This is a genomic window from Bacillus sp. N5-665, assembly GCF_022637375.2.
Classification (GTDB): Bacteria; Bacillota; Bacilli; order Bacillales; family Bacillaceae_G; genus Bacillus_A; species Bacillus_A wiedmannii.
In genome coordinates this window covers 3,796,068-3,813,812 of the sequence record NZ_CP093325.1, presented here as the reverse complement: position 1 = coordinate 3,813,812, position 17,745 = coordinate 3,796,068, and the positions used below count along the sequence as shown (strand labels likewise).

General features: G+C 35.0%; 16 protein-coding genes and 3 other annotated features. Of the genes, 12 read left to right on the top strand and 4 right to left on the bottom strand.

The window, feature by feature from the left end; all coding sequences use genetic code 11:
• The first annotated feature begins 7 nt into the window (after positions 1-7).
• Positions 8-832, top strand: coding sequence for a DUF4037 domain-containing protein (locus tag MNO09_RS22075; RefSeq protein WP_088107027.1), 825 nt, complete (start codon positions 8-10; stop codon positions 830-832).
• A gap of 38 nt (positions 833-870) precedes the next feature.
• On the opposite strand, the gene MNO09_RS22070 is transcribed toward MNO09_RS22075, so the two are convergent.
• Positions 871-2,505 (bottom strand): putative polysaccharide biosynthesis protein, encoded by a 1,635-nt coding sequence (locus MNO09_RS22070; protein WP_088107028.1) that lies wholly within the window; start codon positions 2,503-2,505, stop codon positions 871-873.
• A gap of 221 nt (positions 2,506-2,726) precedes the next feature.
• Positions 2,727-2,949: a binding site (T-box leader), on the top strand.
• A gap of 302 nt (positions 2,950-3,251) precedes the next feature.
• Here MNO09_RS22070 and MNO09_RS22065 point away from each other — a divergent pair.
• On the top strand, positions 3,252-4,589 hold the full coding sequence (locus tag MNO09_RS22065) for a sodium-dependent transporter (protein ID WP_001088179.1): 1,338 nt from the start codon (positions 3,252-3,254) through the stop codon (positions 4,587-4,589).
• 38 nt (positions 4,590-4,627) lie between these two features.
• Here the strand turns inward: MNO09_RS22065 and MNO09_RS22060 are convergent, their stop codons facing one another.
• Entirely contained in the window at positions 4,628-5,332 is a 705-nt protein-coding gene (locus tag MNO09_RS22060) for a polysaccharide deacetylase family protein (protein ID WP_000726878.1), read from the bottom strand.
• A 326-nt stretch (positions 5,333-5,658) separates the two neighbouring features.
• Between MNO09_RS22060 and MNO09_RS22055 the strand changes: the two genes are divergently transcribed.
• The 5 genes from MNO09_RS22055 to MNO09_RS22035 all read left to right on the top strand — a co-directional run bounded on the left by MNO09_RS22055 (position 5,659) and on the right by MNO09_RS22035 (position 8,996).
• Positions 5,659-5,922: a CD3324 family protein gene (locus tag MNO09_RS22055; RefSeq protein ID WP_000878310.1), complete on the top strand. Its 264-nt coding sequence runs from the start codon at positions 5,659-5,661 to the stop codon at positions 5,920-5,922.
• 178 nt (positions 5,923-6,100) lie between these two features.
• Positions 6,101-6,787: a DUF421 domain-containing protein gene (locus MNO09_RS22050; RefSeq protein WP_001015973.1), complete on the top strand. Its 687-nt coding sequence runs from the start codon at positions 6,101-6,103 to the stop codon at positions 6,785-6,787.
• 110 nt (positions 6,788-6,897) lie between these two features.
• Complete coding sequence (locus tag MNO09_RS22045; RefSeq protein ID WP_000387068.1) at positions 6,898-7,539, top strand: FusB/FusC family EF-G-binding protein; 642 nt, start codon at positions 6,898-6,900, stop codon at positions 7,537-7,539.
• Between the two features lie 163 nt (positions 7,540-7,702).
• A complete protein-coding gene (locus MNO09_RS22040) occupies positions 7,703-8,599 on the top strand; it encodes an RCC1 domain-containing protein (RefSeq protein ID WP_001106801.1) in 897 nt (298 codons plus the stop codon).
• Between the two features lie 196 nt (positions 8,600-8,795).
• On the top strand, positions 8,796-8,996 hold the full coding sequence (locus tag MNO09_RS22035; RefSeq protein WP_000913390.1) for a hypothetical protein: 201 nt from the start codon (positions 8,796-8,798) through the stop codon (positions 8,994-8,996).
• A gap of 163 nt (positions 8,997-9,159) precedes the next feature.
• Here the strand turns inward: MNO09_RS22035 and msrA are convergent, their stop codons facing one another.
• On the bottom strand, positions 9,160-9,696 hold the full coding sequence (gene msrA, locus MNO09_RS22030) for a peptide-methionine (S)-S-oxide reductase MsrA (protein ID WP_001291868.1): 537 nt from the start codon (positions 9,694-9,696) through the stop codon (positions 9,160-9,162).
• A 247-nt stretch (positions 9,697-9,943) separates the two neighbouring features.
• Between msrA and MNO09_RS22025 the strand changes: the two genes are divergently transcribed.
• Genes MNO09_RS22025 through MNO09_RS22010 form a run of 4 tightly spaced genes read left to right on the top strand, consistent with a single transcriptional unit; the run spans position 9,944 to position 15,056 of the window.
• Entirely contained in the window at positions 9,944-11,572 is a 1,629-nt protein-coding gene (locus MNO09_RS22025) for a multicopper oxidase family protein (protein ID WP_000711351.1), read from the top strand.
• Positions 11,573-11,588: 16 nt separating this feature from the next.
• Positions 11,589-12,833: a copper resistance CopC/CopD family protein gene (locus MNO09_RS22020; RefSeq protein ID WP_000966896.1), complete on the top strand. Its 1,245-nt coding sequence runs from the start codon at positions 11,589-11,591 to the stop codon at positions 12,831-12,833.
• 27 nt (positions 12,834-12,860) lie between these two features.
• The gene (locus MNO09_RS22015) at positions 12,861-14,351 is read left to right on the top strand and encodes a sensor histidine kinase (RefSeq protein ID WP_000027744.1); all 1,491 of its coding nucleotides are present in this window, start codon (positions 12,861-12,863) and stop codon (positions 14,349-14,351) included.
• 15 nt (positions 14,352-14,366) lie between these two features.
• Positions 14,367-15,056: a response regulator transcription factor gene (locus MNO09_RS22010; protein WP_088107029.1), complete on the top strand. Its 690-nt coding sequence runs from the start codon at positions 14,367-14,369 to the stop codon at positions 15,054-15,056.
• A 49-nt stretch (positions 15,057-15,105) separates the two neighbouring features.
• Here MNO09_RS22010 and MNO09_RS22005 read toward each other — a convergent pair whose 3' ends face one another.
• Positions 15,106-15,864 (bottom strand): SDR family oxidoreductase, encoded by a 759-nt coding sequence (locus MNO09_RS22005; protein ID WP_000911794.1) that lies wholly within the window; start codon positions 15,862-15,864, stop codon positions 15,106-15,108.
• 262 nt (positions 15,865-16,126) lie between these two features.
• Positions 16,127-16,372, top strand: a binding site (T-box leader).
• Between the two features lie 67 nt (positions 16,373-16,439).
• Positions 16,440-16,678: a binding site (T-box leader), on the top strand.
• Positions 16,679-16,830: 152 nt separating this feature from the next.
• Between MNO09_RS22005 and ilvE the strand changes: the two genes are divergently transcribed.
• The gene (gene ilvE / locus MNO09_RS22000; protein ID WP_000528128.1) at positions 16,831-17,730 is read left to right on the top strand and encodes a branched-chain-amino-acid transaminase; all 900 of its coding nucleotides are present in this window, start codon (positions 16,831-16,833) and stop codon (positions 17,728-17,730) included.
• The last annotated feature ends 15 nt before the right edge of the window (positions 17,731-17,745 follow it).

The window sequence follows — 17,745 nt, the reverse complement described above, 5'->3', positions numbered from 1 at the left end:
AAATGAAGTGGGATTAAAAGAGAAAGCAATAGAAATGTCGGAGATTTATAGGAGAAATCCGAAAGTAGAGACTATTATTTTAGCGGGTTCAGTAGCTAGAAAACTAGAAGATGAACATTCAGATATAGAATTACATATTTTATGGTCAATGCCACCAGAGGACGAGGATCGTAAAGAGCCTATTAATCATATTGGTGGAACAATTTTGTCATATTATCCTTACGAGGAAGAAGAATGGTCGGAAACGTATTTGACAAAAGAGGGAATTAAATTAGAGATTAGTAACTTTTTAACTGAAACAGTAGAGAAAGTTATTTCGGATGTGGTGGATCAATATGATATAAGTTATGAAAAACAATGTATCGTATCATCCGTTCATGATGGTGTTAGTTTGTATGGAGAAGAGAAAGTACATGAATTAAAAGATAGAGTGGTGGCATATCCAGAAGACCTAGCGAAACGGATGATTTCAGAAAATCTTTGGTTAAGTAATCGCTGGCATAATCGAGAAGCGCTTTTAAAACGAAAAGACTGGCTTATGTTATATGATGTTATTTGTGAAGTGCAAAGAAATATATTTGGGGTCTTATTTGGTTTGAATAAAATGTATGTACATCACCCGGCATTTAAATGGATGCCACATAATGTGGAACGAATGATTATTAAGCCTGAAAATCTATACGAGCGTATGGCAAATACGTTAATAGGGAAACCGGAGTATAGTGTACAGGAGTTAGAAGTGTTAATTGAAGAGCTATTACATTTAGTAGAACACCATGCGCCAAAATTACATATTGCGGAACAACAAAAACTTATTCAATATGCGAAGTAAAAAAGAAGGGATGTAACAATGAGTTACCTCCCTTCTTTTTATTTGACTAATTTACCTAGTATGGGTAATCGTTGAAGTCTATCACCGAGAATATGTGAAGCAAGTCCACTCGTTAGGACGAATAAAAGATAAACAATCCCTCCTACAGCGCCGCATATAAAGACAATAAGAAGTGATTCCATATAGGATTGTCCAGGAATCATCCATTTTAAAATCGCTTTTAATGCAATTACAACAGCAGACATTGCAGCGGAGTAAATTGTAATAAGAAGTACTGTTTTTGCTGTCTCACCAATTTTAAATTTCGCAAACTTAATGATGCAGTACAACATAATAGCATTGGAAACGAGGTATCCAAGAATTGTTCCAAGTACAGCACCGTGTCCGCCAAATAAATGTAAGAGCGGTGTATTTACTAAAACTTTAACGAGAATACCGACTGAGAAAGCGATCATCGTTTTTCTTTGATAATCGATTCCTTGTAATATAGCTGCTGACACTGTGAAAATCGCACTTAATATAGCAGAAGGTGCAAAAGAAATTAAATATTGTGATCCACCAAGTGCAATTTCAGGATTTACATAAACCATACGGAATGCATCGTAAGCGATGCTAGCAAGACCGAATGCAGCTGGGATAGTGAAGAATAATAAGACTTGAAATATCTTTGCAATTTGTTCTTGTAGTTCTTCTAGTTTCCCGCTTGTATAAGATTTCGTTATAGCCGGAATGATCGTTAATGAGAATCCAGTTGCAAGAGAAGCTGGAATCATAATTAACTTTTGGGCGTAGTTCGTTATATAAGCGAAAACTGCATTCGCTGTTTCTAACGGCTCGCCCATCGCCCTAAGGACATCAGCTACAGTATATTGATCTACTAACGTGTAGAGTGGAATTGCAATACCGACAAATACAATTGGGATTGCATATCGAAGTAATTCCATATAAATATTTTTTAATGGAATATTGGATGCTCTTGACTTTAATTCTCCTTCGGGAGGCTTTAATCTGTTATATTTTTTCCAGTACAACATTAAAACCGAAACGCTGGCAAGCGCTCCGATAACAGCGCCAAACGTAGCAACTGCAACAGAAGAAGCTACGGAACCCCCTAATAGTTTTGAAATGATAAAACTACCAACTAAAATGAAAACAACGCGTGCAATTTGTTCTACAACTTGAGAAACAGCACTTGGTTTCATATGCTGAAATCCTTGAAAATAACCACGTGTAACACTCATAGCTGGTACGATAATAAGTGCGAAACTTAATGCTCGCATCGTAAGTGTTACGTCGGCGATAAATTGAGGGTCTGGCGTTTTCGAGCGAATAATAAATTGTGATATGTATGGTGCCCCAATAAATAAACTTAAAAATCCTAAGAAGCCCATAAACAGCATTAATTTTACACTAGAGTTGTATAATTTTTTGCTTGTACTATAATCACCGAGCGCATTATGCTTTGCAACAAATTTGGAAACGGCAATAGGAATACCAGCTGTTGAGAAGCTTAATAAAATACCGTACCAAGAGTATGCATATCCATATAAAGCGACCCCTTGTGTTCCGACTAATAGTTGAAAAGGGAAGAAGTATATAAAACCTAATATACGTGAAATCATTGTTGCACCACTTAATAAAGCAGTACCTTTTAAAACTTTTGAAGTAGACAAAATTCTTTCCTCCTACTCGTGCTGTCTTGCATTTATCGTATACTACTATAAACCTGTTAGAGAAGTTAATATAGTATGGAACATAAATATTCTAATATTATTCATTTAAAAGTCATATTTTACATTTTTTAAATAGAATGTAATACATAAAAATTCAAAATATAAGTTGACACTATTTTTAATGTGTGATAAAAATGATAGTAATCAATTCGGAAAATAATATTTGGGCAATGAAAGGGTATAGTAGTGAATATCTCCCTATTTCAGAGAGCTGATGGTTGGTGTGAATCAGTATATAGATTATTCATGAAGTTCGTCCTGGAGCATCTTTCATAAATCTCACATTGTGAGGAAATGAAAGACGGTAGTTTATACCGTTATCAAATAAAGTGGTGAAGATTGTTTCACAACTAGGGTGGTACCGCGATATTTATCGTCCCTACGTATTTACGTAGGGACGTTTTTTATTTAGGTCCTAACTTTGTTGTGGCTTCATAACTAGGGTGGTACCGCGATAATTTATCGTCCCTACGTATTTGCGTAGGGACGTTTTTTATTTAGGTCCTAACTTTGTTGTATCTTCATAACTAGGGTGGTACCGCGATATTTTTGTCGTCCCTACGTATTTACGTAGGGGCGTTTTTTTATGATTAGGGAGGAAGTGAACGTATTAGAAAAGAGTATTGATAGAACAATATAAATACTGAACTGAAACAAAGAAAAAGAGACAGAGAGGAGATTAACAAATGAATTCACAGCAATGGACATCGAAATTAGGTTTCGTATTAGCTGCAGCAGGTTCAGCAATTGGCCTTGGGGCGATTTGGAAATTCCCCTATATGGCCGGCATCGGAGGAGGCGGGGCGTTCTTCCTTATCTTCATCGGTTTCACATTATTAATTGGTTTACCGCTATTATTAGCTGAATTCGTTATCGGAAGAAGTACACAAAAAGAGGCTGTTGATGCATATAGAGAAATCGCACCAAAAACATTATGGCCATGGTTAGGGAAATTAGGGATTGTAACTTGTTTCATATTACTTTCTTTCTACAGTGTTGTAGGGGGATGGATTTTATTATACTTATGGAATGCAATTACAGGTAGACTATGGGAAGGAAATGGCGCATACGAAGCTACGTTTGGTGAAATCATTTCCAATCCTTATTTAGCAGTAGGAGCACAGTTATTATTCATTCTTATTACTATTTTTATCGTAAGTAAAGGCGTACAAAACGGTGTTGAAAAAGTAAATAAATATTTCATGCCAGCGCTATTCGTTTTATTCTTTGTATTAATTGTTCGTGCTCTTACATTAGACGGCGCGGGAGAAGGAGTTCGTTTCTTCTTACAACCTGATTTCTCACATGTAACATCAGAAGTTATTTTATATGCGATGGGTCAATCGTTCTTCTCATTATCGGTCGGTGTAGCAGTAATGGTAACATATAGTTCATACTTACCGAAGGAAGAAAGTTTACCGCGTTCAGCATTTTCTATCGTAGCTTTAACATTAGTAATTACATTACTTGCAGGACTTGCAATTTTCCCAGTTGTATTTGCATTTGGATTAGAACCATCTCAAGGACCAGGATTATTATTTATCGTATTACCTGCTATTTTCAGTAAAATGGCGTTCGGAAAAGTGTTCTTCGTTATTTTCTTATTGCTGTTCTTCTTCGCAACGATTACATCTGCTATTTCTATGCTAGAAATTAGTGTTGCGTCGTTAACATCAAAAGGTAAAGGCAAACGTGAAAAAACGGCCTTAATCGTAGGGTTATTAATCTTCGTTGTTGGAGTACCATCAGCATTATCATTTGGTATATTAAGTGATCTGAAGATTTTCGGAAAGACAATCTTTGATTTAGCGGATTATGCAGTGAGTAACGTACTAATGCCACTTGGTGTTTTATTAGTTTCCATCTTTGTTCCTTTAAAAATGAAGAAAGATGTATTAATGAAAGAACTTGGTGTAAGTAAAAATAAAGGCTATAAACTGTTCGTATTATGGTTATTCTTACTTCGCTTTATCGCACCAATTGCGATAATTATCGTATTCTTAAATGTACTTGGCATTATTTAAAAAGAAAGGTAGCGTATCGCTCTATGATACGCTACTTTTTATTTTGCTCTTTTTTGCAGTTCGTTTACTGTTACGAACTGATAGCCCTTCTTAGATAAAGAGTCTAAAATACCTTTAATCGTTTGTAAATTTTCATTAGAATCATCGTACATAGAGTGCAGTAAAATGATAGAACCTGGTTTTACATTTTTATTAACATATTCAATTTTATCAGCCGCAGATTTATAAAAAGTATCAGGTTCAAGGTCCCATGTGATTGTTTCGATATTGTTTTTATTTAAATAATAGGGCAGACCAATTAGCTTTTTCCCGTTAGGTGGTCTAAAATCAATTTCGTCTGTAAATCCTGTTTGGCGGATGAATGAATTCGTTTTTTCTATTTCTTCTTTAATAAAAGAAGGTGTTTTAAAAACCATTCTGTTATGAGAGTATGTATGGTTTCCAATTTGGTGTCCAGATTGTACGATATCTTCTCCTAACGATAAGTTTTTCTCTAATTCATTTCCGATTAAAAAGAATGTAGCTTTTGCATTGTATGTATCTAGTAGCGGTAATATTTGTTTTACATTGTTCGTAGGGCCATCATCAAAAGTTAAAGCAATCACTTTTTCATTTGTTTCTACTCGGTTTGTTACATCTCCAAACAATTGAAAACTTCTTGCGTTCATCAATTTGTATGTTCCGAACAATGCTACAGTAATAATGAATAATGTAACGATTGTAATGATTATTTTCTTTTTCATAAAGCAACCTCACTATACTTTTTGATTGGACTAAAAAGTATTATATCAAACTAAGTAATTTCATGCTTAAAAAAGGATGTGGATGCAAGGGGAAGGAATTTATCATATAATAAAATACAAAAGGTATATTAGGAGGTGTTTATATGGCGATTATAATTCAATTGCCAGACACTGCAGCGTCTCATGCAAAGCCAAGTATGGAAATGGCGATACTTTGCGTGAGGTAGACAAGTAATATACAATCGCCTAAATGAGCTCGTATCATTTTTTATATTTGGCTTTGCACCTTATTGAAATGAACCATAAAAAATAAGGGGCGAGCAGAAATGAAATACGTTAAAGCCGCGACGGTTTTACCAGAAAGTTTAATTACTGAAATTCAAAAGTATATACAAGGTGAAACAATTTACATTCCAAAACAAGAAACGAAACATTATAAATGGGGTACACGATCTGGAGGAAGAAAACAATTAGATGAAAGAAACAAAGCTATTAAAGAAGCGTTTAAAAGCGGAATTTCCATTCATCAACTTGCAGAAGAGTATTTTCTTTCCGGAGAAACGATTAAAAAGATTGTGTATTCTAAATGAAAACAAAAGAGTCTAGTTCAATTATCATTTTGAACTAGACTCTTTTTGCTTTGCCCGTATTGGATATACGGGGTGTGAATGGGCATGATAATAGAAAAAATGAATTACAATTGTATCGTATAGAAATGTGAATAGAAATAAAAACGTTATATTACATATTACAGAAAGGTGAATGATTATGAATCATCTGGGGCAAATAACGATAGAACTTTTTGTTGGTTTTTTTGTTTTATTAATTGCTACTAAAATATTAGGGAAAACACAAATATCTCAGTTAACGCCATTTGATTTTATTTCTGCCATTGTTCTTGGGGAATTAGTCGGAAATACGATATATGACCCTGAAGTGAGAGTATGGTCTATTTTATATGCGGTACTTGTATGGACAGTGTTAATTTACGCAATAGAAGTGATAACACAAAAATTTAGGGGGACAAGAAAGTTCTTTGAAGGATACCCTTCTATTATCATTCGTAATGGGCATATTGACAGAGAGCAATTAAAATCGAATCATTTGGATATTAATCAATTACAACAAATGCTAAGACAACAAAAAGATATTTTTTCAATCAGAGAAGTTGAATATATGATATTGGAACCAAATGGAAACATAAGTGTTCTGAAAAAGAGCAAATATGAATCTCCTACCATAAATGATTTAAGTTTAAAACATAAGCCTGTATACTTACCAATTTCATTAATTAGTGATGGAAAAGTAGTGAAAGATAATTTGAGAGAAGCTGGTTTTGATGAAGGATGGCTGTATAAGCAAATAAAGCAAAGAGGGATTACTAAATTTGAGGATGTATTATATGCTGAATGGAAAACAGACGATGGTTTCTTTTGTCAGGAAATGAAGCGGTAGAACATAATCGATGTATGTAATATTCGTTTCTAAGTTATCTTTTACATATCAAAAAGCTGAATCTTTGTATACAATAACACTAGATCAACAATTTGTATGGAGTGATAAAGATGGAAGCTTTTATTAGAAGTGATCAATACAATTTTATAAAGTCACAAGCTTATATTTTAGCAAACGGGCATGCAACGGCAAATGATAGAGGTGTAATTCAAGCGTTAAAATCACTAGCGATTGAAAAGATAATACATGTATTTGAGAATTTAACGGATGAACAAAAAGAGTTAATTGATACGGTATTAACAGTTCAAAATAGAGAAGATGCAGAATCGTTTTTAATGAAAATAAATCCGTATGTCATTCCGTTTCAGGAAGTTACAGCGCAAACATTAAAAAAATTATTTCCTAAAGCGAAAAAATTAAAACTTCCTGATATGGAAGAACTGGACATGAAAGAATTATCTTATTTAAGCTGGATTGATAAAGGGTCAAGCAGGAAATTTATTATAGCGAAAAATGATAAAAATAAGTTTGTTGGTCTGCAAGGAACGTTCCAAAGTTTAAATAAAAAGAGCATTTGTTCATTATGTCATGGACATGAAGAAGTAGGGATGTTTTTAGTTGAAATTAAAGGTGATGTACAAGGAACTTTCGTTAAAAAGGGAAACTATATTTGCAAAGATGGTGTAGCTTGTAATCAGAATATGAAATCTCTTGATAAATTGAACGATTTTATTGAACGACTGAAGAAATAAAGAAAAAACCTCTAGTATTGAAACTGGAGGTTTTTATTTTTTGAAGAAGTAATAATAGGCTTCTTTTATAGCTGTAAATTTATAAAAAAAGTCGGGTCATTTATAATGAAATTAGATAAAATATCTATTTGGATACAGTTGCTTATATGCAAGGAGGTAAAACATGAATTACATTTCACCGAAAGAAGAAATGTTAAAAGTGAAACGGTGGCCTAAAGATACGATAGCGGCAGGTCGTGGTCATACAGTTGCTCTTAAATCGGATGGCACAGTTGTGGCAGTGGGGCGAAATAAAGAAGGAGAATGCAATGTAAGCCGTTGGTGTGATATTGAAGCAGTCGCAGCGGGCAATGTTCATATGGCGACGAACACGGGTAATGCTCATACAATCGCTCTGAAAAGTGATAATACTGTGGAAGCGGTGGGGTGGAATAAGCATGATCAATGTGATGTAAACGAATGGCATAATATTGTATCGGTTGCGGCGGGATGGCGTCGTACCATTGGTCTTAAACCGGATGGCACGGTAATAGCGGTGGGGCGAAATAAAGAAGGAGAATGTAATATAAGTAGCTGGAGAAATATTGTGGCGGTCACGGCGGGTGATTGGCATACAGTCGGTCTTAAATTGGACGGCGCAGTGACGGCAGTGGGGAATAATCGATATGGCCAATGCAATGTAAGTGGATGGCGTGGAATGGTGGAGTTGGCCGCAGGTTACCTTCATACTGTTGGTTTGAAATCGGATGGCAAAGTGATGGCGGTGGGTAATAATAAACTTGGTCAATGCGATGTAGGCAGCTGGAGAGATATTATGGTAATAGCAGCTGGTACGAATCATACAATCGGACTTAAATCAGACGGTACCGTGGTGGCAGTAGGCTGGAATGAGTATGGTCAATGTAATGTAAGTGATTGGCGCGATATTGTAGCGGTAGCAGCTGGTTGTGCGCATACGGTCGGTCTTAAATTAGATGGCACCGTGGTAGCAGTAGGTGATAATACATACGGTCAATGCGATGTAGGTAGTTGGCGCAACATTCGATTGCCTGGCAAATAGTTAATGTACAACAAATCATTAGTAATATTATTCTATTTTAGGAGTAATTATGGAATAGAACATGTACATAAGAGTCCCTTTTCAAAAGGGGGTCTTATTCTTTTCCGTAAAATGAAGGTCTAAATGGAATTTTTAAACAAATCTTATTTCAAAGCTACAGTAGAAGAGATAAATAAGACATAGGAGAGCTGAAGAAATGCTTAAAAAGTTTTTGCTTTCTTTACCGGATGTTTTACTTGTATGCGTTGTTCTCTACATAACATACACAACTACTTTTAGTTTTGGACAGACATTAGTAATTTCAATTGCAATCGGAATCATTGGTGGTCTTGTTATAAGAATTTGTACGGATGTATTCACGTATATAAGATGGACAATTAAACAGAGGAAATCTTGAATATGTTGTATTGCTATTAGGAGGGAATGAAATGACTAAGAAGAAGAGTAGAGTGAAAAATGAAATCGCACTTTGGACATTGACAGCGGTTTTTCTCATCATTGCATGGTACTTTTTTCAAAGATAAAAATGCATCGTACTTAAAAGGTACGATGCATTTTTATTATTTTTTTTGCCAATTTTCTTTTATAAAGTCTTCACGGCCAGATTCTTTTTGCTCAGTAGCATATTTTTCTGGGTTCTTTTTATAGAAATGTTGATGGTATTCTTCAGCCTCATAAAAAGGTGCAGCCGGGCGAATTTCAGTTACGATTGGCTCTTTAAACATACCGCTTTCTGCAAGAGCTTGTTTTGATTTTTCAGCAAGCTCTTTTTGCGTTTCATTATGATAAAAAATAGCAGTGCGATAAGAGGGACCACGGTCAAAGAATTGTCCGCCATCATCAGTTGGATCGATTTGTGGCCAATATAAATCTAGTAATTTTTCATATGGAAAAATAGAAGGATCGAATGTAATTTGTACAACTTCTAAATGACCAGATGTACCAGCTTTTACTTGTTCATATGTTGGGTTTTCTACATGACCACCTGCATAGCCAGAAAGTACTTTATGAATACCAGGAAGTTCATCAAATGGCTTTACCATGCACCAAAAGCAACCGCCTGCGAAGGTTGCGAGTTCGTATGTTTTTTCGGACATTGTTGTAATCCTCCTAAATGTATATGTTTTATATAGTATTATACAATCTTTTTTATTACGCAATAAAAAAGATTTAGAAGTAAAGAAAAATTGAAATATATTTCTTTATAAAGTCTTTAAAATTCCTTCAAAGTTTCTTTTTTTCTGAGTGTTATGATGTAAATCGAAGTGAATATGTGAGGTGATAGGCAATGAATCCACGTATGAAAATTAATAGTTTACAACAAAAAATGAAAGAGAGACTAATATGAAAAAGGAATTTATACAAAGCGATTTAAGAAATATATTGATTGCGGCATGCTTACTATTAGGGTTAGTTATTTTTGGATATTTTTTAATAAATAATTACCCAGGTACAAATGAAAAAAAGAAGTTAACAGATGCAACATCTACTTCAGAATCAATTACATCTATTGCTAATTCAGATGCCAAAAAAAGGGTTACAAAAACTTTTAATATTACGGCGAAAGTAGCAAGTTTAGATTTGGGAGATGGGAAAAAGGTAGATGCATGGACCTTTGATGGAACATCACCGGGTACTCAAATTCGAGTTAAACAAGGTGAACGTATTGTTGTAAATTTGAAAAATGAATTGCCAGAACCCGTTACAATCCATTGGCATGGATTAGATGTTCCTGCGGCGGTAGACGGTGTTCCAGGTGTTACGCAAAATGCTATAAAACCAGGTGAAACATATACATACGCATTTAATGCTGATCAGGTAGGGACATATTGGTATCATTCACATCAAAAAAGTGCAATACAAACGGAACGGGGACTATTTGGAACCATTGTTATTGAACCGAATAAACCAGCTGTAAAATATGAAAAGGATTATACAGTGGCGATCCATGAATGGAAAACAGGAGCCATAAAAACCCGTAAGCATAATGGCGAACAAGATAAAGATTGGGATAGCTACCCTAGCAATCATATTCGAAATGAAAAGGCGCAAACTTTAGAAGGCCCGTTAATGATGCCAAGTAATGATCAACTCAAAGATTTATCTGATGGAGATGATTACGATATATTTACATTAAATGATACAAGTGAGGGTCTACGATTGGATGCAAAACCAGGTGAAACAGTACGCCTTCGCTTAATTAATGCTGGGAATAATACGCATTTAATGACATTAGTTGGGGCGCCATTTCAAATTATCGCATTAGATGGTCGTGATATAAAAGGTGGGGACGAGCTAGATAAAGCAATTCTTCCGATGGGAGCTGCACAACGTTATGACCTTGTTTTTAAAATGCCGGAAACAACGAGTGTAAAACTTATTAATGTGGATCCATCTAAGAAAATGAATCGAATGTTAACGGCGACTATTGGGAACGGTTCTTTGCCGAAAAAACCTATTGATATAAAGAGTTATCCATGGTTTGACTTTACGAAATATGGAGAAAAAGAAGTTGGCAAGTTTACGATAGATTCAAAGTTTACAAAGGTCTATGATATGGATTTGGCAGAAGGTGTGAAAGATGTAAATGGACAAGAAAAATGGGTGTATACGATTAATGGAAAGACATCACCTAATATTCCACCCATTAAAGTAGAGAAAGGAGATAAAGTTAAGATTCGCTTTAAAAATAAGGGAGAAGAAATTCATCCAATGCATTTGCATGGACATACATTCCAAGTTATTTCTAAAAATGGTAAACCAATGGAGGGAAGTCCGATTTACTTAGATACAGTTAATGTTTTTCCGGGAGAAGAATATGAAATTGCTTTAGAGGCAAATAATAGTGGACTATGGATGGTTCATTGTCATCATCTCGTTCATGCGGAAAAAGGGATGCATACGATGATGAATTATGAGGGGGTAACTACTCCATTTTCTACCGGAGATCACTCAGGTAATCATCCAGAATAATAATACGGAGGTTTTCATGCTTTATAGAATGATAGTATTTATTTTAACAAGTGTAAGTATATTTTTATTTTCTCATAGTAGTGTATTTGCTCATACAAGTGTTGTAGGAGCCACCCCTAAAGAGGGGGAGGTTCTTACAGTACAACCGGAACAGATTATTCTTGAATTTAGTGAACCAGTTACAGGAAATGTAGTCAATATTGAACTGCTAGATCCAAGTGCAAAGAGAGTGCAAGTATCAAAGGTTGAAATATTAGATAACCCAACAAAAATAAAAGTGAAATTACCAAACTTAAATAATGGTACTTACACAGTAAGGTGGTCTATGATTTCTGCAGACGGACATCCGAGTGAGGGAGGCTATCCCTTTTCAATTGGAGAAGAAGTACAAACTAATGTAGTGGTAGAGGGAAATGCGAGTGGGAGTGGCTCAGTATTTTCAGATGTTATGATAGTAACACTACGCTATATTGTAGAGGGAATGATTTTAATTGGAGCAGGAGTAAAGTGGCTCGATATGTTTGTAAAACGTTATAGATTACCTTCCATATTGCAAAGAATGAAGAATATGAAAAAGATTTTTTTCTCTATACTTGTAGTAGGATTAATAGCCGAATTAATAGTGTATAAGTCAATTATTCCGAAGGAGAGTTTACTTATTCATTCGCCATTTTCAGTTATTATTATGATTCAACTGCTATTATTAGTTCTTATGTCTTTGCAGCATATGGGGAACGAATGGTATGCGCTAGTTTGGGGATTTCTTGTTGCGAGTTTTTCTTTCACAGGTCATGTATGGATTACTAATCCAAATTGGGCAGCAGTTATAATTAGAATGGTCCATGTTATGAGTATTGCAGTGTGGCTAGGAGCACTTATTTATTTAGCTCTTGTTATAGCGTGGACAACATTATACAAAATTACATTTGATCAAAAGCGTTTCCGTAAACATTTTAGTATTATTGCTGGTATTTCATTTATTCTAGCATTTCTTTCTGGGGAATTAATTGTGTTTTTACAGACAAGGAATTGGGTACTTTTTAATTTTAATTCAATATGGACGAACCTTTTAAATATAAAGATTCTTACTGTATGTATAATTACAATTGTAGCATGGAGACAAACGAAAACATGGGGTAACGATATTGGAACAGTTAATCGCCGTTTATTGCTCTTAGAAATTGTTCTAGCTATACTCGTATTATTAGCTGGTATTTGGATGAGTCAAGTTTCGTTTCCGGTGAATTCTGTAACAAGCTAAAATTATAATGTTCATAGGAGTTCTGTAATGTCAATCCGTATTAGATTGCTGTTGTCGTATGTTGCGATGGTAATTATTCCAATCGTTTTTTGCGGTATAGCAGTTATGTTAATTAGTGTTACTTTATTTGGTGATATTCGTATTGCAAAAGCAATCATTGGTCTTAATCAAAATAGTCATTCTCTCATTGATAAAGAGCAGGAGGGAGCTATTCGTACAAAAGAAGATGAAGATGATATTTTTAGTAGGTTGAAAATTCTTTCATCGTATGCTCCAGATAAATTGGAGGATATAAATTTTTTAAAGGAAACTGATAAAGAATTAAACGATAATCAAGCAGGATTACTAATTCGAAAAAATGATGAGCTTACATATTCATCCCCATATTTTAAAATCTCTTCGTTTGATAAATACCTACCCGCATTTGAAACGGAAGGACAAAGAAAAGGAATGGATGTGAAAATAGAGGGTAATTCTTTTTACTATAAGCAATTTGATTACTACGATGAAGAGAAGGATAAGGTAAGTATTTTTGTATTTGAGTATGTAAATCCTTTAGAAGAAATGATTAGAGAATTTTTCCCGTATTTCGTATTCTCTTTAATACTTGGGTTAATTATTACGAATGGAATATTAACATATTTTATATCACGGAGTATTATTAAACCATTGCATTCATTAAAGCAGGCAACGGAAAGAATTCAAAAGGGTGATTTAGATTTTCAAGTAAAGCCACTTGCGAAAGATGAAATAGGTGAATTAAGTTTATCGTTTGAAGAGATGCGTGGCAGGTTGAAGGAATCGGTCGAGCTGCAAATGCAATATGAAAAAAATCGTAAAGAGTTGCTTTCAAATATTTCTCATGATTTACGGACGCCAATAACGGCTATTAAAGGTTATGTACAAGGAATTAAAGAGGGTATCGCTCGAACTCCAGAACAATTAGATAAATATTTAACGATTATTTATCATAAAGTGTTTGATATGGATCAATTAATTGACGAGCTTTTTCTCTTTTCAAAACTTGATTTAAAAGAGGAACCGTTTCAATTTGAAGAGGTTGAAATTAATCAATACTTATCTGATTGCATAGAAGAACTACAGCTTGAATTACAAGATAAGGGAATTGCAGTGAGATGGGATGCTCAAAAGGATACTTCTATTTTGGTAAAAGGTGATCGTGAAAAATTACGTCGTGTTATTACAAATATCATTTGGAATAGTGTGAAGTATATGGATAAAGAAGAAGGATATATAGGAATTCGCATGACCGAATCTATTGATTATGTAACGATTTACATAAAAGATAATGGGGTAGGAATAGAAGAGAAGGCGTTGCCTCATATATTTGAAAGGTTTTATCGTGCAGATCATTCTAGAAATTCTAAAACAGGTGGAAGCGGACTTGGTTTGTCAATTGCACATCAGATTATCACACAACATGGTGGTGATATTTGGATAGAAAGCAAAAAAGGTAAAGGAACGACGCTGGCATTTACATTACAAAAAATCAATTAGAAAAAGGAGAGCATCTTGAAAAGAATTTTAATTATTGAAGATGAAGCTATTATAGCAGAGTTAGAAAAGGATTATTTAGAGGTTGCTGGGTATACAGTAGATATTGATTACTCTGGCGAAAAAGGTTTACAAAGAGTTCTTCTAGAGGATTATGACTTGTTAATTTTAGACATAATGTTACCGGGAATAGATGGATATGAAATTTGTAAACAAGTTCGATTGGAAAAGGACATACCAATACTTATGGTGTCCGCAAAACAAGAGGAAATCGATAAAATTAAAGGGTTAGGTTTTGGAGCAGATGATTATATTATAAAACCGTTTAGCCCGAGTGAAATGGTGGCACGTGTAAATGCTCATCTAGCTCGTTATGATCGTTTAACAGGAAAACGAGAACTAATAAAAGATGACATTCGTATTCGAGGATTGTTTATTGATAAATCGGCCCGACGTGTATTTGTAAATGGAACTGAGGTCATGTTAACAGGAAAAGAATTTGATTTATTAACTTGTATGGCAGAACATCCAAATCAAGTATTTAGTAAAGATCGTCTCTTTGAAACTGTATGGGGGATGGATGTAATTGGTGATGCAGCAACGGTTGCTGTACATGTGAAAAATATTCGTCAAAAAATTGAACTCGATCCATTCGATAAATCATATATCGAAACAATTTGGGGAGTAGGATATCGTTTTACACAGTGAAAAAGGCCAGCAAAAATGCTGGCTTTTTTTGCGTAAGTAGATTAAGAAATTACAAACAAGATCCTCCGCTAACATCAATTAATTGTCCAGTAACCCAGCGGCTGTCTGGAGAAGCGAGAAATGCCGCGGTATCGGCAATATCTTCTACTTCACCTAAGCGATTAAAAGCGGAAATGGTAGTAGCGTACTGTTTCATCATTGGGTCGCTCAAGAGTTCCGCATTCATATCTGTTTTAATAAATCCAGGAAGTATTGCATTCACTGTTATTCCTCGTGCTCCGAGCTGTTTTGCTAGTGTGAAAGTCATTGTATTAATAGCGCCTTTCGTCATACTATAGGCAACGAAATCAGGTAAAGAAATACGAGTGGCAGCGGATGAAATATTAATAATTCGGCTATTGTCACGTAAACGAGATAGAGCTTGTTGGATAATAAAGAATGGTGCTTTTGCATTAACTGAAACCATTCTATCAAAAAATTGTTCAGTCGTTTCTTCAATAAAAGCACCAGGACCAATTCCAGCGTTGTTTATTAAAATATCAAATTTAGTACTACCAGTTCTTTTTTGTAATTCGCTATCTAAAGAACTATAAAGGGTTTCTACACCATATAAAGATTCAAGGTTTGCACCGATAGAAAAAGCAGATCCGCCATTTGATTGAATTTCATAAACAGTTTCTTCAGCATCTTCTTTTCGATTTCCGTAATGAATAGCAACTAATGCACCGTCGTTTGCTAAACGTTTTGCAATAGCACGTCCAATTCCTCGGCTTGCTCCTGTAACTAATGCCACTTTTCCTTTTAACATAGTTTTCTCATCTCCTCATAAAATTTTATATGTTATTAAGTTGTTTTTTTATGTAGTAATGCGAACATACTTAAGTAATATATGAGTATGTGTAAGAAGTTCATTCCGATTTTGTTTTGAGAAAAAATAAATAGACTTCTCTTGAATTGATTGAATTTTATTTTTTTTTTTTTGGAAAAACATGTTGACAATGAAAAGAACAACGTCCTATAATACGTTTAACAAATAAAAGTTAATTAAGAATTTTCTAACTTTATATGTTGCATATGCAAAGAAGAGGAAAGTAGATGGTTATGATCGTTTCAGAGAGCTGCTCCTAGGCTGTGAGAGTAGTAACAATCGAATCATTGAAGATCACCTCGGAGCATCGCTTGCGAAAGGGAAACTGAGTAGAGGGCGACGGCATCGTCTCCGGTAAAAGGACGGGGGTCTAATTGGACCTACAAAGCTTATATTTCGCGAGAAGTATAAGGAAGCTGAGTGGTACCGCGAAACTCTCGCCTCAGCAATCAAAGCTACTAAATTGTAGTAGTTGATTGCTGAGGCGAGAGTTTTTATTTTAAAAAATCGAATAAGAGAATGCGTAGAAGAGGAGAGTAAATGATAAAAATTGTTTCAGAGAGCCGCCTAGAAGCTGTGAGGGCGGTAACAATTTCATCATTGAAGATCACCTCGGAGCACTACTTTTGAAACTAGTAAAAAGTAGCGGAGTTGTTTCCGATAGAAAAACAAAAGTCTAATTGGACTTGCAGAGCTTATATTTCGTGAGAAGTGTAAGGAAGCTGAGTGGTACCGCGATTCCCTCGTCTCAGCAATGGATTGCTACAAGTATGTATGTAATCGATTGTTGAGACGAGTATATTTTTAAGGTTTATATACTGAATATTCTGTTAAAAATACTCATCTCAGCAATCGATATAGAAATAGATTGCAAAAATAGAGAGAAAAAAAGAGGAGCGATGTGAGATGGGAAACCAGTACATTTATATGAATGGGGAATTTGTAGAAAAGGAAAAGGCAGTTGTTTCAGTATATGATCACGGTTTTTTATACGGAGACGGTGTATTTGAAGGAATTCGTAGTTACGGTGGAAATGTATTTTGTTTAAAAGAACATGTAAAACGATTATATGAATCGGCAAAATCTATTTTACTTACAATCCCATTGAAGGTTGAAGAAATGGAAGAAGCGGTTTTACAAACGTTGCAGAAAAATGAGTATGCGGATGCTTACATTCGTTTAATTGTTTCACGAGGAAAAGGTGACTTAGGGCTCGACCCTAGAAGTTGTGTGAAACCGAGCGTTATTATCATTGCAGAACAATTAAAGTTATTCCCTCAGGAATTTTACGATAATGGATTAAGCGTTGTATCTGTTGCATCAAGACGTAATACGCCAGATGCACTAGATCCACGCATTAAGTCAATGAACTACTTAAATAACGTACTTGTAAAAATTGAAGCGGCGCAAGCAGGAGTGCTAGAGGCACTTATGTTAAATCAACAAGGATATGTTTGTGAAGGATCTGGAGATAATGTTTTCGTTGTGAAAGATGGAAAAGTGTTAACACCTCCTTCTTATTTAGGAGCGCTAGAAGGTATTACGAGAAATAGTGTTATCGAGCTATGTGAGCGACTTAATATTCGGTGTGAGGAAAGACCGTTTACTCGTCATGACGTATATGTAGCTGATGAAGTGTTTTTAACAGGAACGGCAGCAGAATTAATTCCGGTTGTAAAAGTTGATTCAAGAGAAATTGGAGATGGGAAACCGGGAAGTGTAACGAAACAATTGACAGAGGAATTTAAAAAGTTAACGAGAGAAAGAGGCGTACGTGTTCCAGGACTGGCGGAGAGCTTACTGTAGATAGGGAGAGGAGTT

What these genes read in the sequence shown, in the direction of transcription:
- MNO09_RS22020 (WP_000966896.1), top strand. Translation starts at nt 11,589, where the DNA reads ATGCTTTATAGAATGATAGTATTTATTTTAACAAGTGTAAGTATATTT.
- ilvE (WP_000528128.1), top strand. Translation starts at nt 16,831, where the DNA reads ATGGGAAACCAGTACATTTATATGAATGGGGAATTTGTAGAAAAGGAA.
- msrA (WP_001291868.1), bottom strand. Translation starts at nt 9,696, where the DNA reads ATGTCCGAAAAAACATACGAACTCGCAACCTTCGCAGGCGGTTGCTTT.
- MNO09_RS22035 (WP_000913390.1), top strand. Translation starts at nt 8,796, where the DNA reads ATGCTTAAAAAGTTTTTGCTTTCTTTACCGGATGTTTTACTTGTATGC.
- MNO09_RS22015 (WP_000027744.1), top strand. Translation starts at nt 12,861, where the DNA reads ATGTCAATCCGTATTAGATTGCTGTTGTCGTATGTTGCGATGGTAATT.
- MNO09_RS22055 (WP_000878310.1), top strand. Translation starts at nt 5,659, where the DNA reads ATGAAATACGTTAAAGCCGCGACGGTTTTACCAGAAAGTTTAATTACT.
- MNO09_RS22045 (WP_000387068.1), top strand. Translation starts at nt 6,898, where the DNA reads ATGGAAGCTTTTATTAGAAGTGATCAATACAATTTTATAAAGTCACAA.
- MNO09_RS22040 (WP_001106801.1), top strand. Translation starts at nt 7,703, where the DNA reads ATGAATTACATTTCACCGAAAGAAGAAATGTTAAAAGTGAAACGGTGG.
- MNO09_RS22005 (WP_000911794.1), bottom strand. Translation starts at nt 15,864, where the DNA reads ATGTTAAAAGGAAAAGTGGCATTAGTTACAGGAGCAAGCCGAGGAATT.
- MNO09_RS22060 (WP_000726878.1), bottom strand. Translation starts at nt 5,332, where the DNA reads ATGAAAAAGAAAATAATCATTACAATCGTTACATTATTCATTATTACT.
- MNO09_RS22065 (WP_001088179.1), top strand. Translation starts at nt 3,252, where the DNA reads ATGAATTCACAGCAATGGACATCGAAATTAGGTTTCGTATTAGCTGCA.
- MNO09_RS22025 (WP_000711351.1), top strand. Translation starts at nt 9,944, where the DNA reads ATGAAAAAGGAATTTATACAAAGCGATTTAAGAAATATATTGATTGCG.
- MNO09_RS22050 (WP_001015973.1), top strand. Translation starts at nt 6,101, where the DNA reads ATGAATCATCTGGGGCAAATAACGATAGAACTTTTTGTTGGTTTTTTT.